We start from the raw sequence: 26,923 nt of genomic DNA on the forward strand, positions 1-26,923 counted from the left end.
AGATCACCTGGCTTTGTAACTGAAAACAGGCAGCTAACTACCTCACCCTTTTACTCCTTCCACTCGCTGGAAGAAAAACACCAGTTCTTTAAAAGACGTGAAAATGTCGGCGGCCCGATGGTTGTAACCCATCTCTTTTTGGGCGAGCATATAGCCGGTGTAAATGTCCCAAAGGTCATTGACCCAGCTGGCGGCAGGGCACTGGCTGAGCAAATCAGCGACTTCCCGGCCGTAAGCCAGGTGCTGCGAATCCGGAGATTCGTCGGAATTTGGTAGTGTTTGCATTAGTGTTACAGTATTAGGATGGAAAACAGGGTGCCCTGTTTTAGGTGTCCTAGCAGATGTAACACCGCTCGGGGAGCTTTCGCCGACCCCCACCATAACAGGGCATTTCTTGCAAGATTCTTCATAATGTTACATTTGATTAGGAGCTTGAAGGTTCAGAAGAAATTTGGAGAAATGCAAATTGGGAGAGGGGGATATTTTACTGGAAAGCGTTGGCAAGTACAATTTCAACTTGCTTTCATCCGACTTAACCTCCGTTAATATTTAGTTGGTTTAAAGCACACTAGTATACCTAATAAGCAAAATGTCTCGCCATAATGCTACGGATGGGCATCAAACGATTGAAGAACTCCCAACGCACCCAAAACAGCGAAGTATTCCATATACTTTTAAGAGTTTGGAACGATAAGAATATGAATATCGGTACGTGTACCGTAATCAACCGTAAATTGCGAAAACAGCTTTAATAGATTCGCATTGTCTCCTCTATAAATTGATCTTTACATTAGAAAAACAGTTTCTAGCGCTTTCATCCATTAGCGGCTAATTACAAATTCGTAGTTTACAACATCGTCCGCCAAAACTCATGATATCGACTAACTGCAACCCTCATGCCAGACTATAATTTTTTAAATTTGTCACCCCCAGAGTTTGAGGATCTGACAAGAGACCTTCTTCAAAAATATTTACAAATAACATTAGAATCTTTTGCAAGTGGCAGAGATGGTGGTATAGATCTCAGGCATTCAATATCACTGGAAAAAACCCTAATAATCCAATGCAAAAGATACAAAGACTATAATGCTTTAATTCGAAACCTAGAAAAAGAATTACCAAAAGTAAATAAACTAAGCCCTGTAAGTTACATAGTGTCTACCACTGTTGATTTAACTCCCCATCAAAAAGATGTCATACTGACCCTATTTAAGCCGTTCATTTTAAGCACCTCTGATATTTTAGGTCGAAGTGATTTAAACAACTTATTAGGTATATATCCTGAAATCGAGAAGGTTCATTTTAAGCTGTGGCTATCCAGCTCGAATATACTTGATAGACTTCTTAATAGTAAGATATATAATCAATCTAACTTCGAAGAAGAGTCAATAAAAAACACGATCAATCTCTATGTTGACAACGAAAGTTACTATAAGGCTAACAACATAATTAAAGAAAAGAAATATGTGATAATATCTGGTATACCAGGAATAGGAAAAACAACGCTAGCTAGAATCCTTGTCTATCACTACCTCGCAAATGGTTTTGACGAATTTATATTTCTGTCGGACTCAATAAATGACGGGTATACAAGCTACCGCGAAGGGAAAAAGCAAATTTTTCTATTTGATGACTTTCTAGGCACCAACTTTCTGGAAAACAAATTAAACACCAATGAAGAACAACGGATAGTTAAATTCATCGAAAAAGTGTCAAAATCACTTGATAAAATAATTATAATGACTACTCGGGAATATATACTGGTGCAGGCAAAACAGAAATATGACATATTTAATAACCCGCTACTCGAATTTGGAAAGTGTATATTAGACTTATCTCAATATACTAAAATTGTGAGGGCAAAAATTTTATACAACCACCTTTTTTTCTCTAATCTATCAGAGGCCCACATTCAAAATTTACTTAAAACAAATACATACCAAACTATAATCGATCATCCAAATTACAATCCTAGGATTATCCAAACTATAACTAATGATGACATTTGGAAGACAATTGATCCAAGCGATTTTTCGAACAAGTTTGTTGAATTTATAAAAAACCCACAAAGTGTTTGGAAGCATTCATTTGAAAACCAGATATCTAAGCTGTCTCAATGCATTTTAGCTAACCTAATGACAATCGGTACATTGATTCTTTTAGAAGACTTAAAAGCAATCACAAAAAATTTCGTAGAGAAAAATTGGAATACATATAGGATAAATTATAACGAAATAGAATTTAAAAAATCAGTTAAAGAGCTAGAAAACACTTTTGTTGAAATCCGCAAAGATTCAGCCAACAAACTGGCAATTGAATATCAAAATCCGTCAGTGCAAGATTTTTTAGTGTTCTATTTTAGAGAATATGGAGACTATATTAGAGATATAATCATATCCGCAAAATATTTCAATCAACTATTTCAAATATTTTCTTACGATGACTCGAAATTTATTCCATGGAATCAAATACCGTTAGATGACGAATTGAAGCAAATAGCTATACATAGGATTATTAGCGATTTTGACATTTTAAGCTTTGTTTCTCTGACGGGATCACGTTACCAGGGCTGGGGAAGGTCATCTCTTTCTGATTATATAAAGCTAAACGAAATAATTACTAATTTAACAGTAGCCAGTTTTCCAGATTTGCATAAATTTACTAAAATTAAGTTCGAAAAAATGTTGTACCCAAAGGAGCTTCATGGAAATGAACTTAAATGCTATATCAATCTATTAAACGAGTTTTATCTTGATCTAGAAGTTGACGAATTCTTAATTATTAGCCAGCTTTCTCAGAGTATTCATGAATTTGATGAAATTTATGAAATTCGAAGATTAGAAGTATTTTTCCCTGACGAATTTAATTTTTTTATTGTAGACAATCCGACTTTTTGTACTAAAATTTTTATCCTAATAGAAGACGAAGCTGACAACACAGATGACAATTTAGAGGACAAATTAACAGAGCTTAAAAGCCTAGCTAACGCGTTCAGGGTAGATATTGAACCCATCGAAAGAAAAATAGAAGAGAAAATTAAAAAACAAGAAAAGGAAAATACCTATGGATATAACTGGTCAAATGAAAATAATTCTCGAATATCTACGCAGAAAAAGGATGATAATAAGACAATAAAGGACATTTTTGATAGCTTACGAACCAGGGACAATAGTGATGTTCAAGAAGACTTACAGTAGACCTTTCTTGAATATTTTTTAAATTTTGTTACAGGATGATTATTACACAATTTTAGTGCAGTTTTCTATTTGTAGGTGTTGTTTTGAAGCGGTAATTCCCAATGCTGCAATCCTTTTAAATCTCAGGCAGTTATTGTGATAAGTGTATATTGTAGTGTCTATGCCAAATTTCCCCCCATATCTTCACCACAAATACGTAAACAATGAGAGAGCATCAACCAGGGAATGTCGAGAGAAACAGAAGGATTATCTGCACCTAGTAAGAGTTGATCTTTACCCGGCCAGAGGCCTGCGAAGGATTGGTGAGAAATGAACATTCAAATAAACGAACGGGGCGCAGCATTCGAAACTAATACGAATTTAACAATACGGCACCTTGAATCCCGCCGACCAATCGTCATCAACTCATTCCCGGTCAGAGCACCGCATTCCATCCCACCTCGAAACCTCACTCACTACATTTTCGAAAGCCTCTCCAACCCCTCCCCAACACTACCCAAAAAATTAACCCGCCCACTCCTATTACTCTCAAAAATAAAATCCCGTATACTTTTCCCAGGATATTTCTCAAAGTCACCAATAATGGCCAGACGCATGCGGTAGTTGGAAAATTTTTGAAGTATCTCTCCGGCAATGCCCGTTTTGAGGTCAAAGAATGAGGGTGCAATGTTCTCTTCGTGAATGACAATGCTGTCAAATCCCTGGTAATAGAGATTACCAAGCAGGTCCAATCCGTCTTCGGCCGTTTCAATAATCAGCTCGTCCGACGTTACTTCGCCAATCTGGATTTCATTGACAGTATGCGATATGATGTTCATTTGAATGTTTGAATAAATTAAAAGAAAGTAAGGCAGCTGCCTGATTGACCAAATGCCAAAATTTAATTACTCACTCACTCACTAATTCCGTTCCACGGGGGCACTCATTCCGTTCCACGGGGGCACTCATTCACTCATTCACTCATTCATTCATTCATTCATTCATTCATTCATTCATTCATTCATTAATTAATTCATTCACTTCTTAGCGCCTTCACCGGATTCATCAGCGCAGCCTTCACCGACCGATACCCTACCGTCACGATCGCAATCAAAAACGTAATCCCAATCGCAGCAATGAAAATCGTAGCATTGAGGTCTATATGGTACTGAAAATCAGCGAGGTACTTATTCATGAGCCACCAGCCGATGGGGGCGGCGATGACGAAGGCGATCACTAGCAGCTGGGCGAATTGCTTGCCGAAAAGCCAGACAATGCTTCCCACGCCGGCACCCAAGGTTTTGCGAACCCCAATTTCTTTGGTTTTTTGGGCAGCCATGAAGGAGATGAGACCGTACAGGCCGAGGCAGCCGATGAAGATCGCGATGGCGGCGAAGAGCCACATGAGTTGCAGCATGAGCTGGTCGGTTTCGTAAAAATGTTGCAGGTGCTCGTCCAGGAACTGGTAATTGTAAATGTACTCGGGATTGGTTTCGTTCCACGCTTTTTCGATGGAAGCAAGCGTCACGGGCAGGTTGCGGCCGCTCACTTTCAGGGCGCATTGAGAATAATTATCGGCCCGCGTGGTAAGGCAAACAGGGTCAATCTTCTGGCGGAACGAGGCATTATGGAAATCTTTCATGACACCGACGATGGTACCGCTGCGGTGATTGATGTTCACATTTTTACCGATTGCTTCTTCTGGCTCTATGCCAAGCTTTTTAATGGCCGTCTCGTTCAGCAGATACTCCCTTGTGGTGTCGGATTGTGCCAGATTGCGGCCTGCAACGAGTTTAAGCCCGAACGTGGAAAGGTATTCCGGATCGCCGGTTTTGTAAAAAATGTTGAATTTTTCATCCTCAGGCCTCCCCGCATACCGGAGGCCGGTATCCAGATTATTCTGTGGCGATGCCGGTGGGACATTCAGAAACGTGATTTTCTCGACTTCCGGCAATTGAGAAAACCGTGCGCGCATGGCGCTCTGTTTGGTCGTTGTGGTTTCTGGCACGGGCAGTATCACGATAGCGTCTTTCTTAAAACCCATATCGGCCTCGCTGTTGAACTGCATCTGGCTGGTGACGACAATGGTAGCAATCAATAGTGTTTGCGAAATGGCAAACTGGGTCACGACCAATCCCTTGCGGATGGAAAATCCACCGACCTGGTTCTGTGTCAGTTTTCCTTTCAGCGCCATAATCGGCTGAAAACCTGCGAGGACCAGCCCGGGATAGGAGCCGGAAATGAAGGTGACAACGAGGAGCAGGCAGGTGATGAAAATGGGTTGGCTAATGTCTTTTAGCAAATCGAGCGTGACGCGGGTCGACAGCAGCTCGTTCATATAAGGCAATGCGAGGTACGACAGGCCGATGGCGAAAATGAATGCAATGAGCGTGATGAGGGCCGTTTCGGTGATGAATTGCCAGAAAAGCTGCCCTTTCCTGCTACCCATTACTTTACGGACGCCGATCTCTGTGCTGCGGCCCAATGCCTGGGCGGTGGCGAGATTGATGAAGTTGACGCAAGCGGTAATGATGAGGAAAACGGCGATGAGCGAGAGCGCAATGAGCTGGCTTTTGGCGACGGCACCGTCGAATTCCTGATTCATGTGAATATCAGAAAGTGGCTGCAAATGGAATTTGAAGGTTTTCGCGTCTTTCGCATTGTAATATTTGGTGGAAATGCTGGCCATGGCTTTGTCGGCCTTGTTGGCGTCGGTGCCGGGTTTCAGCAGAACGTAGGCCTGGGTGACACTCATTATGCCGCCCCAGGTATTGAGCCAGGGCGTGGTTTGGCTGATGGTCGGGTAAGAAACGTATATCTGCTGGCGGATATCGGTGTTTTCGGGCAGGTTTTTGAGGATGCCGGTGACGGTGAAATCCGTCTTATTGTCCAGCCGGAAACTTTTGCCGATAGCGTTTTCGCCGTGAAAATATTTCTCAGCCAGTTCCTCGGTGATGACGGCGGTATTGGGCTGCGAGAGCGCGGTCTTCGGGTTTCCGGCGACGAACGGGAAGTCCATGATCCCAAAAAAATCCGGCTCCGTATAGGATACTCCGTCACTGAACTTCGCATTGTCTTTCCGGGACGGAAACGAAATACTCCCGCCAAAGCTGATAAGCATCGAGGCTTTTTCGACAAACGAATAATCGTCGCGCATGGCAGCGCCGATGGGCTGCGGCACATTGCCATATTTGATGACGGTTTCATTGTGCAACTCGGAAGTGACGCGGTAAATGCGGTCGGCCTTTGTATGGAATTTGTCAAAACCGACGTGATAATTGACGAGCGAAAAGATGAGTATCCCGCAACTCATCCCGAGCACGAGCCCGAGGACGTTGATGACGGTGTAGGATTTGTGGCGGGAAAGGGTACGCCGGGCGGTGGTGAGGTAGTTTTGGAGCATGATTGTGAGGGCTATCGGCTGTCGGTTTTCGGCTTTCGGGCTTTTTGGGGTGTTAGCTTTTAGCTGTTGGCTTTTAGCTCTTTTTAGGGTTAGGATTCGTTTTTTTAGGAAATATGGTTTTGTGAATTTTAGAGCTTCTAGTGTGTAAATTTTTTTGGCGGCTTTTACGCCTACTCTGTCTATGTCTAGTTCGAATTGTTCGTGCAGGTCGCCTTGGAGCTCTTCGAACAGTTCGGGCGGGCATAGGAGCTTAAATAGCTTATCTGCCCAACGTGGCGGGGAGATGTGATTTTTGTTTTTCATGATTGGGCTGGGGTTACGATAGCGTTCCAGAACTGAGCACGTACTTCCTGGATTTCGGCCAGCATTTCACGGCCTGCGGTAGTGATGCTGAAAAGCCGTTTTTTTCTTCCGCCACGACTCAATGTGGCCCCGCCCATTTCGGAAGTGACGTAGCCTTTTTCTTCGAGGCGGTACAATGCAATGTGCACTGCGCTGAGGCTGATGGTGCGGTTGGCACGCTGGCGGAGTTCTTCGGCAATGCTGACACCGTATGCTCCGGTGTTGAGGACGGTTACTGCGAGCAGGACTAGTTCTTCAAATTCGCCCAGGTATGATCTTCCCATTTGTTGAAATGTATTTTATTGATATTTGCTAAACAAATGGTATGCCAAAGAAACAACCGGCAATCAAGTAGCTTATAATTAAATAGTTATTGGAATTATCAAAAATTGATTTTGTTCAAAAATGAACATTGAACGCGCAATGATGAACAGATGATCATCCGTTTAAAAAATTTGGCAACCGGAGGATAATCGCTTTGGCAATACTAACAAAGGCAGGTTAATATTCAAGCCAAATCTTTTGCTGAACAATATGAAAAAATTTACTTTGGTGATCCTTATTCTATTAAATTCCGCAAAAATCACTGCTCAGGTGATGGGAAATTCTCAATACGTGTCGCCAAAATCGGCTGGTAACAGCATTTATCATAATGGTACTTCAATGCTCCCCGCCGAGCGGTTTCAGAGCAATATCTCCGAAATTAACGATAGCACGGTCAGGGTTTCCGTAAAAGGATTGATTAATGCATTGCCAGATACTTATGTGGCAACATTCAACATTGTACAAACTGCCGGAACTGCGGAAATGACAGATCAAATGATGCGCGAGCGGCTGAATAAACTCAAAGCAAAGTTGCTGGAAGCTGGAATTATCGCGTCAGATATCAGTATCGATATGATTTCGTTTGTACCGAAATATGAGATTGAAACAGAAAACCGGCTATTTAGCAAGACTTATAACGAAATTCCCGCGGGCTTCGAAATGCAGAAAAATCTAAGTATCCGCTACAAAAAGTCTTCGCGGATTGATGAACTGGTGACGATTGCCGCGCAATCGGAAATTTATGATCTGGTGAAGGTAGACTGTTTTAGCTCAGATGTAGAAAGCTTCAAAGATAGCCTACGCAATAAGTGTATTTTGGAAGTCAAAAACAGGGTCAGATCTTATGAGGGCCTGAATTTAAATCTGGATACATTGAAAAAAGTCATTGGCGAAAACTTTCATGTAATATTACCCGAGACACGTTATTCGGGCTACCAGGCTTTTGCAAGAACCTCATTAAAACCTGAGAAAAAGGGCCTAGTTAACGAAACAGTGAAGTCGGTCTCTCAATATTACCAGCCAGTCACTTATGAGAGTTTTGATGTAGTAATGAACCCGGTTGTATTGGAACCCATGATTCAGGTGACATATCAGCTTGATATTATTTATTTATTTAAGCCGATGAAAAACTATTACATCATCACCCCTATTGGCGAAAGTAAAAAGCTGATTTTGAAATAAGTAATCCGGAATATCAGTTTGAAGTAGAAATTAAATGTGTTCCAGAGACTGGAAAACGAGACACCGTAGTTATAAAATACGCCGAAACTATAGATTCTACCCTGCGCCGAACTTCTTCAAAAATATATCTCAAAAGACATTACCTTGTGCAACAGAACCAAATCGTTTTATCGCACAAGGTATTTTTTTATGAAAACAGTCGAGATATTTGAAGGACCCAGGGCTCAAACTTATGATCAGTCGATCCGGGTATGGTGCCCGGAATATGATTCCATTCAGGGGCTTTTGCCTTCTTTGCTCGGCTACCATCTCGGTATTGATGATGAAAAGAATGTTTTGATAGTCGGAAGCGGTACGGGTGCGGAAATTGTAAACCTGCTTCAATTCACCAGTGCCTGGAAAATTACCGGTGTGGACCCCTCCCCTGAGATGGCTGCACAGGCTGAAACAAAACTGAAATCTGCCTATCCTGACCATCAATGTGAACTTGTAACCGGTCTGGTCGCTGACTTGCCCTTAGAAGAAAAGTGGGATGCTGCGCTTTCGATCCTGGTTTTTCATTTTCTTCCGGATGATGGATCAAAATTGCATTTGCTTCAAAGTATTGCACAGCGATTGAAAAAAGGGGCTCTTCTGGTGATGGTAGACATTTTTGGTGCCGGGGAGTCGTTCGATTACAATCTGGAATTGCTTCGGGCTCTTTTGTTGGGCAAAGGCTTTGACCCTCAGATGGTAGAGGGCGGGATCGGGCATATCAGGCAATCTTTGTTTCCAATTTCACAGGAAAGGTTGGTTGAATTGCTCGCAGAAACCGGCTTTGGAAAACCTCATATATTTACTCAATCTCTGATATTCGGTGGCTGGATAGCGACCAAACTTAGCTAAATGTGAACCAAATGAGCGAAATTAAATTCAACATTGCGGTATTGATCGACGGGGACAATGCGCAAGCCAAGTTCATGAAGGAAATGCTGGAGGAGGTCTCCAAATATGGAAAAGCGACCATCCGAAGGATCTATGGCGACTGGACAAGTTCTAATATGAATAGCTGGAAAGAGATCGTCAACCATCATTCGATCAGCCCGATCCAGAAATTTTCTTACACGACCGGTAAAAATTCGACAGACAGTTCATTGATCATTGATGCTATGGACATTCTGCATAGCAAAAGTGTCGACGGGTTTTGTATCGTTTCGAGTGACAGCGACTATACCGGTTTGGCAAAAAGGATCCGCGAAGAAGGCCTTTTCGTGATGGGTATCGGGAGAAAAACGACACCGATTGCGTTTGTCAATTCATGCGAAATTTTTACATTCAGCGAGAATTTGGTGGCGGAGCTGGATGCAACAACGGAAGAACCTGAGATCAAAAAGGTTGATGTTACGCCGCAAGAGAAAATTCAAAAAGAAGCCAGGAATACCGAAGCACGCCGGAAATTCCCGAAAATTGACATGACGATCATTGATAAGGCATTTGAAATATCGACGAATGAAGAGGAAGAAGCGCTGATTTCAAAATTAGGATCCTCACTACGAAAAATTGACCCCAGCTTCGACTCCCGCACCTATGGGTTCAAGACATTGACTCAACTCCTGAAAAGCCTGGCCAAATACAAGATCGTCAACAACGAGGTAAACGGGCTGAACCACCCTCTGATCAAACTCAAACCGAAACGCGAACCCGAACGCATCCGCGAACCTCAACCCAAGGCTTAAGCCTTGGGCTAGTGTGGCCTTGGGCTAGTGTGCCTCAACTTGCGACACATACGGGTGTGCGGGCATGGTGGCGCATGTGAGGCTGGTCTCAACTATGAACTAGCCATACATCTAGATCTAAAAAAAATTTCTTCAAAAATTTGCGTAAGCGAATACTTACATATACTTTTGTGTAAGCAAATACTTACACATCATGTCAATCGAAGCGAGAAGAGACGTTTTCCAGGCCATAGCAGATCCTACCCGACGACAGATCATTAACCTGATCGCCCATAAGGCTATGAACCTCAATGCCATTGCGGATAATTTCGACATCAGCAGACCAGCTGTTTCCCAACACATTAAAATCCTTACTGAGTGCGGAATGGTAGTCGTGAGGCAGGAAGGACGGGAAAGATTTTGTGAAGCTAAACTGGATGGGCTGAGCGAGGTATCCAACTGGGTAGACCAATACCGTCAGTTCTGGAACGAGCAATTCGATTCGCTGGGAAGTTATCTAAGTAAAATTCAGGCTAGTAATAAATCAAATGAGGAATCAAATAACAATCAATCAAACAATTAATAACATGGAACAACAGACAGAAAAAAGAGAAGGTTTGAAGATCGTAAGACAGTTTAAAGCGCCCAGAACGCTTGTATTCGACGCTTTTGCATCACCCGAAGCATTCAGTGAATGGTGGGGACCGGCGGGTAGCCAGCTTTCAGTGGAACGTTTTGATTTTAAACCAGGCGGTAGCACGCATTATAAAATGGAAGGCAACGGTCACGTAATGTGGGGCTTGTTCCAATATAAAACCATTCAACGCGCCGACTTACTGGAATTCATCAACTCATTCGCCGACTCGGAAGGAAACATTATTACCTCGCCATTCCCGATGGATTTTCCGCTGGAAGTTTTCAATCAGATTACATTGGAAGAAAACGGTGGGATAACCACATTGACGCTGCAAGGCCATCCGATCAACGCCACGCAGGCTCAGATTGAAACTTATTACTCAATAATGGACAGTATGCATCAAGGATTTGGCGGGACTTTTGACCAGTTGGAGGGGTACCTTGAGAAGATTCAGGGTTAGTCAGTTATTGTCATGGGTTGTCAGGTATTGTAATGTTAGTGAGGCCGGCGAAAGCAGGAAAAACTGAACTATTGTCGCAATGCCTGACTACAAATGACTATTTTGGGGAATGATATTACGTCTGTAAATATTTGAATATCAATTATTTTAGCGGTATACCATTATCTACGATTTGAGAAACTCTTTTGGAATGGGGTTTCTCTCGAGAAAAATCTTCGCCTCCTGAGCCTTTCTTGAAAGCGGGCGATTAGCAATTTCATGTTTTACAAGCGATTCGGTAGTACGAGTATGCCCCTCTTTTTGCGATTCTTTCCTGTAGTCTAGTGCTGTGTTAGCCATAATTTCTTCAGATGTGTTACTCAAATTTAACTAATCATTTTAGGTTTAACAAAAATGTCCTACGCTCTCTCAAAACCCATACTCCACTCCCTCCGGCAGTGCCTCCACCGCCACTTTCATCCACTTACCTTTAATCTTGATAACGACAATGTCCCGGTCTTTGTCATAGAAAATAGTACCGTCCCCACCGTTTTTCAACTCTTTATAATTCACATATTTAGCATCCTTTTCCGCATTCTGTTCGTCGTCGCCGTCGGGTTTGGTGGCTGAAATGTCTTCTTTTCCAATGGAGCCCAATGTTAATGCATTGGTCAATTTCAATGATCCGTAGAATAACGCTTTATCCCGACCGAACATAAATGAATGCTGCTTAACGTCCGAACCAATCTTGAACCAGTTGTAAGCCGTCTCGTCGTGATTATAAACCGTTGAATAATAGTATAGTTCTGCAACCGGCCGTTCCATTTCGATGTGTTTGTTGACCAGCATGGTAATACGCGATTTATCGTCTTTGGCATAACCTTCAAAAACGTGGTAACCCCAGCGTTTTTTGTTCCGCTCTTCGGCATTACCGCGCACCTGGACCATATATGGCGTGCTCAAAACGCCATTTACGGTGGTGTACATTGGTGTTTTGGAAGGAATAAATCCAAAACTATACCCTCGCTCCTTCCAACGGAACCAGGTGGTGTCAATGTCGGATTGTAACTCTATCTGTCTTTGGGCTGATGCTTCGCTACCTTTTACCAGGTTATAATATTTACTAAAAGTAAAAGAAGTATCCCGTTGCTGCTGGGCAAATGCGGCATTTGAAATAACAACAAGGAGAAAAATATAAGGCAGTTTTATGAAGCTCATGCGGGTAATGATCAGGTTATATATTATTGAAGGTCAAGAAAGTTAAAAGGTCGCAAAGAAAAAATGAATTGACTTCATTGAATTTGACATTCCCAAAAATATTTTATCCAAAAAACTTGCGCAACCGATTAATTGCACTTATACTTGCAACCGATTGGTAGCAAGTAGACAAATTTGAGTGATGAGAAGAGACGTATTTCAAGCCATAGCAGACCCGACGCGACGGGCTATATTGATGTTGATCGCGATGCAGGCGATGACACCGAATGCATTGGCCGAGCACTTTGACACCAGCAGACAGGCAGTTTCAAAACACATTAAAATATTGACTGAATGCCAGCTCGTCAACCAGCAGCAAAATGGAAGGGAGATTTATTATCACTTTAATCCCCAGAAAATGAAAGAAGTAGCCGATTGGTTAGCGCCATTCCAGAAAATGTGGGAAGAGCGCTTCGACCGTTTAGACACATTATTGGACAACTTAAAAGCAAAGGAAAATGCTAAGTAAAAACGCAACTAAGATCACTGCCGAAAAAGGCAAACAAGAGTTTTTCATCGAGCGGGAATTTGAAGCGCCGCGGGAATTGGTATTTCGCGCTTTCAACGAGCCTGAGTTCCTGCTACAATGGCTAGGGCCGAACGATATGGAAATGAGAATTGATAAATTCGACAGCCGCTCGGGTGGCTCTTACCGCTTTGTTCACTCGCTCTGCAATGGCGGTGGTGAATTTGGATTTAATGGTGTAATCCATGAGGTAACTGCACCAGAAAGGATTATCAGGACTTTTGAGTTCGAGGGACTGCCCGAGCGCGGACATGTTTCACTGGAATTTCTAACGATGACCGAGCTACCTAAAAACCGCACCCGCCTACACATTCAATCCGTTTTCAAATCCGTGGAAGACCGTGACGGCCTGCTACAATCAGGCATGGAAGGCGGATTGAACGAAGGATTTAGAAAGCTGGACGAATTATTCGCTAATAGTATTGTAAACAACTAAACTTCAAATAAAATGACCAAACCACTTTATCCTTGCCTTTGGTATGACGGAAACGCCAAAGAAGCAGCCGACTACTACTGCTCCATTTTCAAAAATTCAAAAATCACCGCCGAGAACCCGATGGTTGTAACCTTTGAGCTGAATGGTTTCAAATTCATGGGACTGAATGGCGGCCCGCATTACAAATTTTCACCCGCTACCTCATTCGTCATTGAATGTGAGACGCAGGAAGAAATCGACTACTACTGGGAAAAACTGGGCGAAGGCGGCAAGTATGACCAATGCGGCTGGCTCGACGATAAATTCGGTATGTCCTGGCAAGTGGTACCGGCTGTTTTGGGAAAATTGATGTCAGATCCGGAAAAGGCACCGAGAGTGATCGAGGCATTTATGCAGATGTCGAAGTTTGATATTGCGACATTGGAGAATGCTTGAAAAGGTGTTTCATTCTGAGTCATTTATTGTCAGGATTTGTCATATATATTAGTTTAACATTCAGGGGTTTATGCTGAGTGGAATGTTGTCATTGATAGTCAGGGTTTGTCATTTGTTATTGGGTGCTGCCAGAACCTGTGTGTTCTCAGTGAACAGCAACAAGTGACATTCTCTGGCCATGTATAAATAATGAATGACAATAAATGACAATATCAGACTATGAATGGCGACGAATAGCAAAAGGCTTGCTCTTTGGAATAATATCGACTTAATGTAACTTGCATGACACATTAAGCTACCTATTCCCGACATGCGCAAGTTCATTTTACCTGCATTGCTTTTGCTTACTTTCCTTTCTGTAAAAGCGCAATTAGTCACCGACTCCCTACTGATTGAAGGCCATCAGCGCGTTTTTGTATATGACAAATCCGTTAAAGCTAAACCCGGAGCCAGCCTTGTTTTTGTAATGCACGGTTCGGGTGGCGAGCCAATGGGTTTCGCGCCGCGAGCCGCTAAACTGCAGGCCAGAGCTGAGGCCGAAAATCTGGTATTGGTTTATCCGGCCGGTTATAAAAGGTATTGGAATGAATGTCGCAAAGCCTCCACGGCGGTAGCGAACACTGAAAACCTGAATGAGGAAGCCTTTTTCTCTCAAATGATTGATTTCTTTTCCAAAAAATACAAAATCAACAAAGCACATGTTTTTGCGACCGGTTTTTCAGGCGGCGGGCATATGTCTTACAAGCTGGCGTTAACAATGCCGGGAAAAATCAAAGCTATTTCCGCAATTGTGGCCAATTTGCCTACCGATGAAAATATGGATTGTACACCCATGAATGTCCCGCTACCGGTGATGATCACCAACGGAACTGCGGATGCAACCAATCCTTACAATGGCGGCGAAGTGAAAACGGCAGGTGTGACGCTTGGTAATGTACGCGCCACGGATCAGTCGTTTCAATATTGGGCAAAACTCGACGGATATAGTGGCGAGCCTGTAAAGTCAATGGTGCCTGATGCGAATCCGAATAATGACATTACCATTGAAAAATATACTTATCAGAAAAAAGGGAAACCAGAAGTGACGCTACTCAAAGTTATCAACGGCAAGCATGAGTTTCTGACGGATATTGATGTTTTTGAGGAAACCTGGGCGTTTTTTAAGAGACAGATAGAAAAGTAGTTTCATGGAAGACAAAAATCTAAGATATTCCGGATCCGCAAAGGTGCGGTACTCCTTCATGAATGAATTTTTGGTGGAATGTCCCAAATGCGGGGCTATGGCGACAGTCACGACGAATCAAGCGCTAGATACCAGTCATGATAAATTGGTTTGCAAAAGCTGCAACCACATTGAAAAGGCAAATGACCGGATCAGGTATGAAGCGATTGTGAAACGGGCCTGTGAAAATTGTGGAAAAGCGATTGACACTACCCTTCCCAATAATAAGGAGAAAGTCGAAAAGCTAACAATCCCTTGCCCGCATTGCGGCATCGTCAGAACTTACAAACCCAAAAACGACCAGTACCAATTGAAATACGACGGCAAAGGTGCCTGCGACCCCGTCTTCAATCTCCCGCTCTGGTTTCAAACAGACATCAAAGGCGAAATTTTCTGGGCTTATAACCGGGCACATTTAAACGAAATCCGGGACTACGTTTCCGCAAAATTGAGAGAACGCCAGACCAACACCCACACGACAATGGTCGAAAGACTCCCTAATTTCATTAAAATGGCAAAGAATAGGGAGGTGATTGTTAGGGCGATTGATAGGGTGGTGAAAAGGTAGGTTTTGATATTTCATGGCGTCGGGGAAGGCAATTTCGCTTATTCCATCTGACTCAGAGGTCAGTACACAGCAGGCGGCTGATATGCTTCATTTGTCAAGGCCGCATATCGTGAAGTTGCTTGAACAGGGTGTCATTCCATTCAGAAAAGCAGGAAGTCACAAGCGCATTTGCTGGATGATTTGGTAAAGTATGCTGAGCATCAGAAGGAAACACGAATCAAAAATTTCAAATTCTTAGCAGAAGAAGCTCAGGAATTAAATCTTGGCTACGAATGATTCATTACAGCTGACAGGCTGCTAGATCTATTGCGATACTGAAATAGCAGATTCAGCCGCCCCCTACTCCGAAACCTGTACTTGTATCCGAAACTTTCCTTTCACTTTCTTACGTACCTGGAAATCTCCCAACCAGCATTCGAAATTACCTTCTACAAATACAAATTTATCGGAAGTCGGTGAGAGAAATACTTTCGTCACTTCAAACGACTGAGGATTTTGATTTTCCTGGTATAATGTATTTTTTAACAGCGCTGTACCATTGCCCATATCTTTCGTGGTACCCACCTCGACACCCAAAATATTCACGAATTCGTAGTTTCTGTCAAGCCGGAGATAATCATATTTCTTGACGTCAAACAGTTTTTTTGCATTCGCTGTATTGGCTTTCAAGTCTTCGCGGTTGAAAAAGAATATGATATACCAATCCGTGCTGTCTTTCATCGAGAAACCGCCGCCGTGTCCAGCGTTTGGGTGCTGAGTGCTTGTTGAAAACCTGCCATTAATTTCAATACCCGCCTTTCCTTCAATAAAATTATAGTCTTTACCATCCATCTCAACGATCAGGTACGATTTGTCAGAAGCAAGATCAGCAATCGGATCAGTGGGTTCGATATTATCGTTGCCACAGGAAGCAATGAAAAGCACAAGTATAAGGAGCGAGAGTCCCTTCATTTTAGTAAAAAAATGATGCATGGCCGTGAAAGTTTGAGAGGTGAAAGTTTTCTTAAAAATATTAACTTTTCTTTAATTATCAAGAGGTTACAATTCGAACTTATGACAAAAGTTTATACTTCAGAGTTATTCCCGTTTCTGTGCAAAAAGCCAATCCAATAAGCCTGGGGTGTTTTCAACCGCGCCACCCAGGTTATGACCAGCCCCCTTGAATTCGGTGTATCTGGGTTTGCCACCGGCTTTTTTGATTGCGGCAATCATATCACGGGAGTAGCTGACGGGAACTAAATCATCCTTGTCGCCGTGGAATGCCCAAACTGATACTCGGCCATCAACAATGTTGTGCGCCAGCTTCGGATTACCTCCGCCGCAAATGGGGACCGCAGCGGCAAACAGGGTCGGGCGTGTACTAATGAAATGCCATGACGCATACCCTCCACCCGAAACGCCAATTGAATAACGCCTTTTAGCGTCAATTGAAAACTCTTTCTCCAACGCATCCATGGCCGCGAAAACCATGGTATCGATGCCGGGATAACCTGGGTAATTTCCCCAGCCGGCATTGCGGGGACATTGCGGGACAAAAAGGAAAGCGGGATACTTTTTCCGGTATTCGGTCCTGGACAAGTACGCAGCCCAGGAACCTTCCACCTGCCTTATATTATCGGTTCCGTGTGCGCCACCATGATGCGGACATATGACAAGAGGATATTTCTTTTCAGAATTGTAATCTAATGGCTTCATAAAACGGTATCGCAAGGTGTCTCCTTTACCATTCGCATAATATCTCGCTTCAAACGGCTGTGCCAATATCCTCGCGCTCTCTGATATATGATCAAGCCGGTAAGTTTGGCTGGCGATATTAATCCCAAAATATATTGTAAATCCAAGAGCCATCATTCTCGCCAGCGCTAGCCAGCCTTCTAACGAACTCGCCTGGCTTGTTTGCAGGACTATGTCCTTTGTCTGAAAAGCTTCATTTCGCAATTGCAGGATAAACAAAACAGGCACCAGACTACTAATTCTTGAAGTCCAATGGTGCATGCTTTCTAATGTAACTTTCAATGGAATATCCTGAGAGCTGAAAAACCAGATAGCAGTTATCAGATGGATGACTCCGGATATGATGTATAGGATACCGGCAGCTTTTAACCGGGGCTGCTTACCTGAGCTGGAAAAAGTAAGGCTCAATGAATAAATGATACCGGTAATTAAGGCAGAATACAACGCAGGAGCATATAACGTTTCAAATTGCCTATGTCGCAGAAGCATCATATAGTAAACAAAAGCAAAACAAACTGATGTTACGGTTGCAATGATGCCTGTGTAAAAAACAAGGCGGTATCTTTTGAAATAATAATATTTTATCAAAAATACTGAACCGACCAGTGAAACGACAGTGCCTGTCAAATGCCAGTTATTAAATGATTCTAACTTAGCAATGTACGGGCCGGTAAAAAAATGAACGACACCGGTTAATATGCCCGAACAGACCATCAGGGTCAGAAAAAAAATGGCGAAAGTGTAGAGACTTTTAGTCATCATGATCGGGCTATTTGCCAGTTGCCGGCGGTGCTGTTACCGTCGTAAAATCATCGGGCAGTCGCTTGAACCACAAATTCGCGACACGTCCGTTGGTCATTTTCAAACCAAGAACCTTGCCAGCCGCGTCCCTTACAATATCTATATTCTGAACAAACCACCACGGAGCATTCAAGCGGTCCTTGTTCATGACTTTCAGATCCACTTCACCGTGATGTACGTGAATGAGTTTGAGTACATTGTTTTTCAGCTCAATTGTGTAGAGTGTTTCTAATTCCGGGCTGTAATATTTGCCCACAAATTGCTCACGCGCTATGTCCGCATCGGCCTGCGGATCGACGCGTGTTGCGGGATGATCGCCATTCTGTTTCAATGTGATACGGTTTACTTTTCCCTCTTTCGGTCGGTGAAATGTAATGGACGCCTCCACTACTTTCAAAAAGAATGTTGAATCGGAAGATGGGAACATCTCGAACCACGGCTGACCGGTGACCTGGGTTAGATATTTGTCGCCTTCCTTTTTAAATGTCATCACAAGCGCAGGTGCTTCTGTTAGAGAGTAGGCTCCGGCGTATTGCTTGAAAAGTGTTGAATCGAATTTAAATTCTGCTGCCGACGTAGCAACTACCGGCGCCTTGGCGGCTGGTTTTTCTTCTTTGATGGAGGAAGTCAGGTAAAGGTCAGCCATTTCAAAGCTCTTCTTCGGAGGATTAAACTCAGCCTGGTTGCTCAGCACAATAAAACCGTAATCTTCCTTCGGAAAGTAAGACAAATGTGAACGAAAACCAGCATCAGCCCCATCGTGTCCATAATAATCCAGGCCTTTGTGTTGACCATGCATCAATCCGGATGCGTAGGGAAGCGTGTCTCCCTTCGTAAGCCGCCCGCGTTCCAGCATTTGCGTCATAGTCGCTTTACTACCCACTTCCGTCACCCGAAAATTCCCGATCCAGAGCGCCAGATCATTAACAGTAGTAAATAAACTGGTCGCACCTACATTACCATAGCTCAAAATGCTCTTGCTGAACATAGTCGGGCCCAACGTTCCCGGTGTCCTGTGAAATGAATAAGCGCGGCCTTTTACAACGCCCTCCTGGTTATCATAAAACTGGGTGTTTTTCATTCCTAATGGTTTAAAAACATTGCGCTCCATCCAGTATGCGAACGGCTGCTTGGTAACACGCGCCACGACTTCGGCCAGCAAAGTGTAGCCTGTATTGCAGTAAGCATAAGCCGAACCGGGTTCGAAATTCAGTTCTTTTTGGCGGGTAACGAGGTTGAGAACGTGCTGTTTGGTGATCACATCGTCCAGCTGCCAGCCCGCCATTACGAGCAGATTCCACTGGTCGCGCAAGCCGCTGGTATGGTGGATTAAATGTCGGAGCGTTATGGTTTTTCCAAAATCAGGTACCTCCGGAATGTGCTTATGAATGTCGTCATCCAGCGAGAGCTTGGCTTCTTGGGCCAGCATTACAATGGCGTAAGCGGTAAATTGTTTGGAAACAGATGCCACGTGAAAGATCGTTTCCGGGGTGATTTTAGAGCCAGTTTCAACATCCGCCTCACCGAATCCTTTGGCGTATATAAGTTTACCCTTGTGTACTACACCTACCGCAGCTCCTGGCATGCCAGGCTTATTCCATTCCTTGAAAAGAGAATCTACTTGGGCTGGCGGAACGGATGATTGCGCATGGCTGAATGTGGTAGAGCAGGTAAGCGCCAAAATGACCAGGACGAGTTTGGATAAAACTGGTTTCATTGTTGAGAATTGGTAGGAATTGAAGGGAAAAGTATTACAAACGATAATGTACAAACTTTTACAAAATCATGAATATACTTTTGTGATGAAAGGGTAAACACCATTCTGGTATTCCTGCTGGTATTTTACCCAACATTGCGCAGACTAACATCGGATTCAGCGGCCGTGCGTGCTTCCATGTGCTTAAACTCATTATGCGACCATTCCACCTGCCATTCGCCGGGTTCGCCATTACGAACTTTCTCTAATGCCACATTCCAGCGGGGAAAGCCTACGCCGGGCATACCTACTTCCAGTTCGCTGGATAAGGGTGTAATTTTCCATCGCGAAACACTTGCTAGTGTATTGGCACTGCGCGGATTGTAGCGGTGGAGAAATCCGGTTACACGGCTATGCTCCACGGCAAGCTGCAAACGCCTTGATTCTGTGAGGGTTATTTCTTTCAGTTCGCCCACTACGGCAGCAAGAGCATCACATTTCAATGCCTCTTCCATCGCCCAAAGCAAGTCCTGTTCTTTATGAAGATCAATAAAAATAACCCTGTCGGGCTCCATGCCGAAAAATTTCAATGCGGGTGGAAATACCATTCGCCTGGTACTGATCCACAGGCATGCGCCGCGCTGCTGCATGACCTTACTCAACAAGCTGGCCATAAAACCAGTCGTTGCGGCAGCATTTTCGGATGTATCGCTTATAAATTCATGAACCGCGCCAGTAGGGAAAACGCCGTTAGGGAATGCTGATTCAATGGGACCTAAACCAAAATTAGCACGCTGATCATAAGATGGCGCGCTAAATCCCTGCAAAGAGAGAATATCGCTTCGCAACTTCTCGACAATGTCGCTTTTTGTAGCCAGCTGTTTCATAGAGGAATTCGAACTGATTGTTACTATGGATAACAATTTTTTGATTCCAAAAATAACAATTTACTTTCAAATCACAAAAAGCAATTCAGTCAAACATCCTCAGGAATCGTCAGAATTGGCAAAGCGATGTCATACTACCCGATTCGATAGATAGTAAAGCAGTGAAAAGCCAGAAAAAATTTAATTAGTCAGTTCCAGACTCCGGTCGGTCTCGTAATATTCCTGCCAGACATCCAGCGAATTAGGATCGCCTTCCCAGGGAGTACCGTCAAAATTCAGGATCTGGTTGGCTTCAATGCCTTGCTTAAAAATAACGTGATGGATAGACCCGTCTTTAGTCCTTAAAAAAGCTTTAACCGAATATTTCCTAACATAAGCGGTCTGCCATTTACGTGGGTGGGGCAAAGGTTCATTCACAGAAGAATCGGCATAAAACCTGCGATAAAACTCTTCAATGGCCTTTTCGTAATTATTTCCTTCCAGATGCTCCATCTGAAATATATCAGACTTAAAAAAGTCTTTTAACTGCTCGGCTGTTGGTTTCAATGTAGTTGTTTTTAAAATTACGCCACGGTAAATCCTAGGCGTTTGAAGGTGCGATGAGGTCTCCTTCGAAATAGGATAATAATTTGTGGGTAGTATCGCCAACCAGCTCGCAATAGTATATCCGTTTGTAATAACGAAGAATTACCAACTTGTTTTCCGGCGCCTCTGATGCAGTAATATTCATCCCCGCTTTATATCTGTTTTCCATCACGTAAGTTACGCTTCTTTTAGGTTGAAAACTAATATCGGGTGAATTGGAAGAGGCAACCCAATAAATAGCCGTTATTGCAGTAAATACCGGCCATTTAAGTCATTTTTTCAATTGCATTTTCGTCGATTCGGTGAGTTCACGGTTCGCCAACGCCCTACATTCCACCACCGCGTCCCTGAACATCATTTGCTGTGGCGGCGTTTTTTGGGTAGATGCCGACGGTCCTCGCAACGCCCCTACCAAGCCCATTTCCCTGGCCACATACACATACCTGATCGCATCAATCACGACACCAGCCGAATTAGGTGAATCCTGAACCGACAACTGCGCATCCAGAATGACCGGCGCTCCCATAAATCCTTCCAGTTCCAGCCGGAAATTGGCAACCTTGTTATCACCATAAAACGGAATGTATTCGGAAGGGCCGGCATGCAAAAAGCTGCCGATAGTAGCGATACCACGAATTTCATTCTGCGCGCGGATCACATTCTCTTTGGAGATCTTCTTCGATTTCAGGCGATTTTTATCTTCCATATTCAGGAAATCGGTATTACCACCTACATTTCGTTGAATGTGCGCTTTCACGTGATGACCACGCTCAAAAGCCAGTTCCTGCAACATTTGCGAAACGATACTGGCGCCAAACTGGCTCCGCATATCATCGCCAATGATCGGGATGCCAGCATCAATGAATTTCTGCTCCCAAACCGGGTCGGAAGCAATGAATACCGGAATGCAATTCACCAGCGAAATACCCAATTTCAGACATATTTCGGCATAAAATTCAGTTGCAAGCTGCGAACCTACGGGAAGATAGTTGATCAAAACTTCCGTCTCATGCTTTTTCAGATTTGCAACGATTTCATTACGTATCGTGCTCACCAAATCTGCATCATAGCTCGCCCTATCAAGCAGCAAATCAGTAGTTTTTAAATCCTCCCTAATCACAAAACGGTTCTCTTCCGGGTAGGCTGCCATGAGCGGGCTAACCCCGTCAAGGACTGGCGAACGATAAATGGGCGCTTCGGAAACAATCTGAGCATTGAGGACAACGGTACAGTTGGGTTTTGCGAAAATGGCCTCATTCAACATCAGACCTATTTTTCTTTCATCTACTTCAAAGCCACACACAAATTCAATGTTCTCCGCTTTATAGCCACCAATGTTGTCCGCCATGAGGCCGGAAGTCTGATCGGCAAACTTAGTGTAATATTCCACTCCCTGCACCAGCGAACTCGCGCAGTTACCTACTCCTATGATGCCTACCTTTATCTTTTTTTGATGTTCTTTCACTTGTATTATACTTTTTAAAATAAAATTTTATAGATAAGATGCTATTCTTCACCTTAAAGTTAAAAAAAAGCCTATTTGCAAATATGAGTAACAAATTTTATGATTTCAAACAGTATTTAGATTTAATGCAAACGTTTGCATTAAATCTAATAAAATTGAACTTTTATAATAAAAGTAAAGCCGCACATCAATGTTGAGTTAGGCGTAGTCTCCGACTAAGTCTGTGTGTTAACGGTCTGCGACCGGTAGCAGCGAGCAATTGAATTTGTCTTTTCTATTTTGTTGCTTGACCGGTCAGAGACCGGAATACACTCGGACGTGGTCGGAGACTACGCCCAACTTGACACTACACACAACTTGAACAAGACTCAAAACACATCAAAAAAGCCATTGAAAAACCTGCTAAGTTCTTCAATGGCTTTTAATATAGGACTCCTGAATGTCGCTACTCCGATCGCAACGATTTGACCGGGTTAGCCAATGCCGCTTTAAGCGACTGATAAATAACGGTTAACCAGCAGATCAATAAAGTCAATGCGCATGCTGCTACGAACACCCACACATTCATATCCGTTTTGTAGGTAAAGCTTTGCAGCCATTTATCCATTGAAAAGTAAGCGATCGGAATGGCAATGGGGAAAGAGAATAAAACAAGTTTTGTAAAATCCTTGGAGAGAAGCAGCACCACACTCGTTGCCGATCCCCCCAGCACCTTTCTCACACCGATTTCTTTGACACGCTGCTCAGTAGTAAATGTCGCCAAACCAAACAAGCCCAGACAGGCAATCAGGATCGTCAATGCGGAAAAAGCGGTAAAAATCTGACCACGAAGCTCGTCAGCGCGGTATGCTGACTGAAAATCCTGATCCAGAAACCGGTATTCAAACAAACGGTTCGGATAAATCTCCTGCCATTTCTGTCCAATGTAGGCAAGCGTTTCTTTCGTATTCTGAGTTTTGATCTTCACATGCATCACTCCATTGGCCTTCCGATAGACCATAATAAGCGGCTCGATTGGGTTGTAAAGCGACTGCTGGTGGAAATCCCTCACCACACCCACCACCTCCGCTGTCGGAGGCGGATTTTTGCCGTCTGCCGGAACGGTGCCCAGCATGATTTTCTTTCCAATCGGGTCTTTCCAATTCATGCGCTTGACCACAGCTTCATTAATCAACACGCCATTTGCGGTATCCGCAGGAAATTTCTCAGAAAAATCACGGCCCTGAACAATTTTCATGCCCATTGTTTTGATATAATCATGGTCGATCTGGGTAGGTTTGAAACCCATTTCCTTCATTCCTGTGCTGGATTCAACCGTAAAAATAATACGTCCGCCAATGTTGCTCACCGGAGAAGAGGCTGACGCAACACTCTGAATATTAGGATTATCCATTAAAGATTTGCGTAATGCATTATAGCTGGCTTGCGACTGGTTATCCTGATAATCAATGGTCAAGACCTGGTCGCGGTCGTAACCCATATCCTTACTCCGCATGTAATTGAGCTGCTGGTAAACGATCCAGGTACAGATCAACATCACCATTGAAATGGAGAACTGCGTCACGACCAATGCTTTTCTGAAAAAGCTTCCGCCGCGTGCTTTATAAGATCCTTTCAATACTGCTGCAGGCTCAAAGGCTGACAGATAAAAAGCCGGATAACTGCCGCTCACCAAACCCGTAAATGCCACAATAGCCACACCGATCAGCATAAATTTAGGCGTTAGCAAAGCTAAATAACCTATTTCTTTACCCGAAACCTGATTGAAAAAAGGCAGCAATGCTGCGACTAGGATTAGACTGGTAAGCAGCGAAATCAAAGTAAGCAAAACCGACTCAGTCAGAAATTGAGCTATCAATGCACCTTTCAACGAACCCATTACTTTTCTCAAACCCACTTCCTTCGCACGTCTGGCCGACTGCGCTGTGGCCAGGTTCATGTAGTTAATACTGGCGATCAAGAGCATAAAAAACGCAATCGCGCTGAATGTATATACGTAGCCTATATCCCCATTGGTTTCGCCGTCGAATTTGGAATAAAGATGAATGCTTGTCAGCGGTTGCAACTGGTAGGTAATGTGAATACCCATGCGCTTGAAAATGCTGGACATATATTTCTTATAAAGTCCGGGAAAACCTGCTTCCAGTTTCTTTACATCCGCATTTTTCGATAGCAGCAAATAACTGTTGATATAAAACCCGCCCCATCCGTCCGCATTGCGTTGGTTTCCATCCAGCGACATCAACGCATTGAATGTAAAATGCGAGTTTTTCGGCACATCCTGAATCACACCCGTCACCTTATACGCGGTGGTATCGTCGGTACGGAGAATCTGGCCCAATGCGTCATTTTCACCAAAAAATCTTTTCGCCACCTTTTCCGTCAGTACTACGCTCCGAGGCGAGGCTAGTGCCAATTTCGGATCGCCTTCAAGAAATTTATAAGTAAAAACATCGAATACGGTCGAGTCAGTCGAGTATACATCTTCTTCATAAAAGCGCCGCTCTCCAAGCAGGAACATGGTACGTCCTCTGCCAAAAAAACGTGCGTAACTCTCTACAAACGGATAGTCCTGTTTTAATGTCTTGGCCAGCGGAGGCTGCGTGCTGGTCCATTTGTTGATCTTGTCCGGCTCGGTAATGTAGGAAACGATCCGGTAGATCCGCGAAGCTTTTTCATGGTAACGGTCATAACTCAATTCGTCCGACACATACAGAAACAGCAGCATGCCGCAGGTGACGCCGATCGTGAGACCAAGAATGTTGATCAGGCTGTAAAATTTATCCTTGACAAGGTTACGAAACGCCAGGACGACGTAGTTTTTCAGCATGGGAATCAGTTTTTAGGGTTAGAAGTTGACTGCAACTATTATGCCTCGTGATAAGTCCCAAACTGACAATAGGTTACAAAAAAGATGATCTTTTTTTTGTTCGAAATCGGACAGTTTTCGTACGATTGCGCACAGCGTCGCTATGCTAGACTTGCCAGGTGTTTTTGTCCTGGCAAGTCCTTATTATAAAAACTACTTTACTTTTGCTTCCGCCAGTTTAGTACCCTGTATCCTTGCTTTTATTTTTTCAAATGCAATTTCACGCGCGGTAGAAACATCGTCAGCAAATGGAGAAAAACCGCAGTCGTCAGTGGATCCCAGTTGCGCAACGGGAATGTACTCCGAAGCCTCCACCAGCAAATCACGAACTTCTTCCGGTGTTTCGATCCGCGGGTTAAGTACGTCGATCACACCCAGAAATACCTTCTGGTTCTCCCCGATATTTTCTTTGATGGATTGCAGCACCGTTTTCTTGTCTTGCTCCCCTGCATATTCCAGATAAAAGTTGCCGGCATGCAATTTGAAAAAAAGCGGCAGCAGTTCAGTATAAGGCACATCTGCGCTATGTGTGGAGTCGTGATCACCGCCCGGACAGGTATGAACCCCTATCCTACTCCGCTCGGCAGCGGTAAAGCGGTCGAACACCTGGTTGTTCAGATCAATGAATTGAGACAATAAACCTTTACTCGGATCCAGCTTCAACGCCAGACGTGCTTCGGTAAAGTCAATCTGCACATTGTAGGCACCCGCATCAAAGCATTTGCGGATATCAGCCTCAGCTTGGTCGAGTAGATCGGCGATAAACTGCTGCTGCGAATAACCCGGTATTCCTTCCGCAGGGTACAGTAAGCTCATAGCTGATGCCGAGATTACTGCTTGTTTGACCGGCAATGCGGTATATTTTTTAGCTTCAATCAGATAATCAGCAGCATACTGCTCGTATTTGAATGGGCCGGCGATCAGTTGGGGTAACTGGCGGGTGTGTCCGTCAGCAAACGGGATCACCACGCCACCCGCAGCCAGGTTGGCAGAACCGTGCAACGGATAAGTAACAAAGCTGGGCTTGGATTGTTCTCCGTCCGAAATAACAGGAGAACCTGTGGCTTCCAGCTGGACAATGGTTTCGCGTGTGGCCTGGGCAAACAGTCTGGAAAGTTCTGTTTGCGGGATTTCATTTTTCTGAAAAGCCTGCATGGCTTGTTGCAAATAAGCGGGTCTTGGAATACTTCCAATGGGTTCTGTGGCTATAAATGTCATGTTTTTGATAGAATGTAAATGATACAT

Annotated in this window: 25 protein-coding genes; 11 read left to right on the forward strand and 14 right to left on the reverse strand. The window is 43.7% G+C overall.

Features of this window, described 5'->3' with window-relative positions:
* Positions 1-42 precede the first annotated feature (42 nt).
* Positions 43-285, reverse strand: coding sequence for a hypothetical protein (locus tag ABIO93_RS02700; protein WP_348064153.1), 243 nt, complete (start codon positions 283-285; stop codon positions 43-45).
* Positions 286-896: 611 nt separating this feature from the next.
* On the opposite strand from ABIO93_RS02700, the gene ABIO93_RS02705 reads away from it, so the two are divergent.
* Positions 897-3,197 carry a restriction endonuclease gene (locus ABIO93_RS02705; RefSeq protein WP_348064156.1) on the forward strand — a complete coding sequence of 767 codons (2,301 nt, stop codon included), beginning with the start codon at positions 897-899 and terminating at the stop codon, positions 3,195-3,197.
* Between the two features lie 455 nt (positions 3,198-3,652).
* On the opposite strand, the gene ABIO93_RS02710 is transcribed toward ABIO93_RS02705, so the two are convergent.
* The 3 genes from ABIO93_RS02710 to ABIO93_RS02720 all read right to left on the reverse strand — a co-directional run bounded on the left by ABIO93_RS02710 (position 3,653) and on the right by ABIO93_RS02720 (position 7,205).
* Positions 3,653-4,015, reverse strand: a complete 363-nt coding sequence (locus tag ABIO93_RS02710; RefSeq protein ID WP_348064158.1) for a DUF4180 domain-containing protein — start codon at positions 4,013-4,015, stop codon at positions 3,653-3,655.
* Positions 4,016-4,209: 194 nt separating this feature from the next.
* The gene (locus ABIO93_RS02715) at positions 4,210-6,882 is read right to left on the reverse strand and encodes an ABC transporter permease (protein WP_348064162.1); all 2,673 of its coding nucleotides are present in this window, start codon (positions 6,880-6,882) and stop codon (positions 4,210-4,212) included.
* Positions 6,879-7,205: a PadR family transcriptional regulator gene (locus ABIO93_RS02720; protein WP_348064165.1), complete on the reverse strand. Its 327-nt coding sequence runs from the start codon at positions 7,203-7,205 to the stop codon at positions 6,879-6,881. Before ABIO93_RS02720 ends, ABIO93_RS02715 begins: the two co-directional genes overlap by 4 nt.
* A 250-nt stretch (positions 7,206-7,455) precedes the next feature.
* Here ABIO93_RS02720 and ABIO93_RS02725 point away from each other — a divergent pair, with 250 nt between their 5' ends.
* The 5 genes from ABIO93_RS02725 (at position 7,456) to ABIO93_RS02745 (ending at position 11,218) form a co-directional block, all read left to right on the forward strand.
* On the forward strand, positions 7,456-8,427 hold the full coding sequence (locus ABIO93_RS02725; protein WP_348064169.1) for an SIMPL domain-containing protein: 972 nt from the start codon (positions 7,456-7,458) through the stop codon (positions 8,425-8,427).
* Between the two features lie 189 nt (positions 8,428-8,616).
* Positions 8,617-9,312, forward strand: a complete 696-nt coding sequence (locus ABIO93_RS02730; protein ID WP_348064173.1) for a class I SAM-dependent methyltransferase — start codon at positions 8,617-8,619, stop codon at positions 9,310-9,312.
* Between the two features lie 11 nt (positions 9,313-9,323).
* Positions 9,324-10,142 carry an NYN domain-containing protein gene (locus ABIO93_RS02735; RefSeq protein ID WP_348064176.1) on the forward strand — a complete coding sequence of 273 codons (819 nt, stop codon included), beginning with the start codon at positions 9,324-9,326 and terminating at the stop codon, positions 10,140-10,142.
* 193 nt (positions 10,143-10,335) lie between these two features.
* Positions 10,336-10,704: a metalloregulator ArsR/SmtB family transcription factor gene (locus tag ABIO93_RS02740; protein ID WP_348064179.1), complete on the forward strand. Its 369-nt coding sequence runs from the start codon at positions 10,336-10,338 to the stop codon at positions 10,702-10,704.
* Between the two features lie 4 nt (positions 10,705-10,708).
* Positions 10,709-11,218: an SRPBCC domain-containing protein gene (locus ABIO93_RS02745; RefSeq protein WP_348064181.1), complete on the forward strand. Its 510-nt coding sequence runs from the start codon at positions 10,709-10,711 to the stop codon at positions 11,216-11,218.
* Between the two features lie 408 nt (positions 11,219-11,626).
* Here the strand turns inward: ABIO93_RS02745 and ABIO93_RS02750 are convergent, their stop codons facing one another.
* A complete protein-coding gene (locus ABIO93_RS02750; RefSeq protein WP_348064183.1) occupies positions 11,627-12,415 on the reverse strand; it encodes a hypothetical protein in 789 nt (262 codons plus the stop codon).
* A 181-nt stretch (positions 12,416-12,596) separates the two neighbouring features.
* On the opposite strand from ABIO93_RS02750, the gene ABIO93_RS02755 reads away from it, so the two are divergent.
* The 5 genes from ABIO93_RS02755 to ABIO93_RS02775 all read left to right on the forward strand — a co-directional run bounded on the left by ABIO93_RS02755 (position 12,597) and on the right by ABIO93_RS02775 (position 15,641).
* Positions 12,597-12,923, forward strand: a complete 327-nt coding sequence (locus tag ABIO93_RS02755) for a metalloregulator ArsR/SmtB family transcription factor (RefSeq protein ID WP_348064185.1) — start codon at positions 12,597-12,599, stop codon at positions 12,921-12,923.
* On the forward strand, positions 12,913-13,416 hold the full coding sequence (locus ABIO93_RS02760) for an SRPBCC domain-containing protein (protein WP_348064187.1): 504 nt from the start codon (positions 12,913-12,915) through the stop codon (positions 13,414-13,416). Before ABIO93_RS02755 ends, ABIO93_RS02760 begins: the two co-directional genes overlap by 11 nt.
* 12 nt (positions 13,417-13,428) lie before the next feature.
* Positions 13,429-13,851, forward strand: coding sequence for a VOC family protein (locus ABIO93_RS02765; RefSeq protein ID WP_348064189.1), 423 nt, complete (start codon positions 13,429-13,431; stop codon positions 13,849-13,851).
* 310 nt (positions 13,852-14,161) lie between these two features.
* On the forward strand, positions 14,162-15,034 hold the full coding sequence (locus tag ABIO93_RS02770) for a poly(3-hydroxybutyrate) depolymerase (protein WP_348064191.1): 873 nt from the start codon (positions 14,162-14,164) through the stop codon (positions 15,032-15,034).
* 4 nt (positions 15,035-15,038) lie between these two features.
* Entirely contained in the window at positions 15,039-15,641 is a 603-nt protein-coding gene (locus ABIO93_RS02775) for a hypothetical protein (RefSeq protein WP_348064193.1), read from the forward strand.
* Positions 15,642-15,980: 339 nt separating this feature from the next.
* Here ABIO93_RS02775 and ABIO93_RS02780 read toward each other — a convergent pair whose 3' ends face one another.
* The 9 genes from ABIO93_RS02780 to ABIO93_RS02820 form a co-directional block, all read right to left on the reverse strand.
* Positions 15,981-16,613 (reverse strand): hypothetical protein, encoded by a 633-nt coding sequence (locus tag ABIO93_RS02780; protein ID WP_348064195.1) that lies wholly within the window; start codon positions 16,611-16,613, stop codon positions 15,981-15,983.
* Positions 16,614-16,718: 105 nt separating this feature from the next.
* Positions 16,719-18,137, reverse strand: coding sequence for a dienelactone hydrolase family protein (locus tag ABIO93_RS02785; protein WP_348064197.1), 1,419 nt, complete (start codon positions 18,135-18,137; stop codon positions 16,719-16,721).
* Positions 18,138-18,144: 7 nt separating this feature from the next.
* Positions 18,145-19,893: a serine hydrolase gene (locus ABIO93_RS02790; protein ID WP_348064199.1), complete on the reverse strand. Its 1,749-nt coding sequence runs from the start codon at positions 19,891-19,893 to the stop codon at positions 18,145-18,147.
* A 125-nt stretch (positions 19,894-20,018) separates the two neighbouring features.
* Positions 20,019-20,759 (reverse strand): Error-prone repair protein ImuA, encoded by a 741-nt coding sequence (locus ABIO93_RS02795; protein WP_348064201.1) that lies wholly within the window; start codon positions 20,757-20,759, stop codon positions 20,019-20,021.
* Between the two features lie 180 nt (positions 20,760-20,939).
* Positions 20,940-21,305: a hypothetical protein gene (locus ABIO93_RS02800; protein ID WP_348064203.1), complete on the reverse strand. Its 366-nt coding sequence runs from the start codon at positions 21,303-21,305 to the stop codon at positions 20,940-20,942.
* 34 nt (positions 21,306-21,339) lie between these two features.
* Positions 21,340-21,513: a hypothetical protein gene (locus ABIO93_RS02805; protein WP_348064205.1), complete on the reverse strand. Its 174-nt coding sequence runs from the start codon at positions 21,511-21,513 to the stop codon at positions 21,340-21,342.
* 102 nt (positions 21,514-21,615) lie between these two features.
* On the reverse strand, positions 21,616-22,809 hold the full coding sequence (locus tag ABIO93_RS02810; protein ID WP_348064207.1) for a Myo-inositol-1-phosphate synthase: 1,194 nt from the start codon (positions 22,807-22,809) through the stop codon (positions 21,616-21,618).
* A gap of 445 nt (positions 22,810-23,254) precedes the next feature.
* Positions 23,255-25,639 carry an ABC transporter permease gene (locus tag ABIO93_RS02815; RefSeq protein WP_348064209.1) on the reverse strand — a complete coding sequence of 795 codons (2,385 nt, stop codon included), beginning with the start codon at positions 25,637-25,639 and terminating at the stop codon, positions 23,255-23,257.
* Between the two features lie 192 nt (positions 25,640-25,831).
* Positions 25,832-26,896, reverse strand: a complete 1,065-nt coding sequence (locus ABIO93_RS02820) for a cobalamin-independent methionine synthase II family protein (protein ID WP_348064210.1) — start codon at positions 26,894-26,896, stop codon at positions 25,832-25,834.
* Positions 26,897-26,923 lie beyond the last annotated feature (27 nt).

Source organism: Dyadobacter sp. (assembly GCF_039919315.1).
Lineage (GTDB): Bacteria > Bacteroidota > Bacteroidia > Cytophagales > Spirosomataceae > Dyadobacter.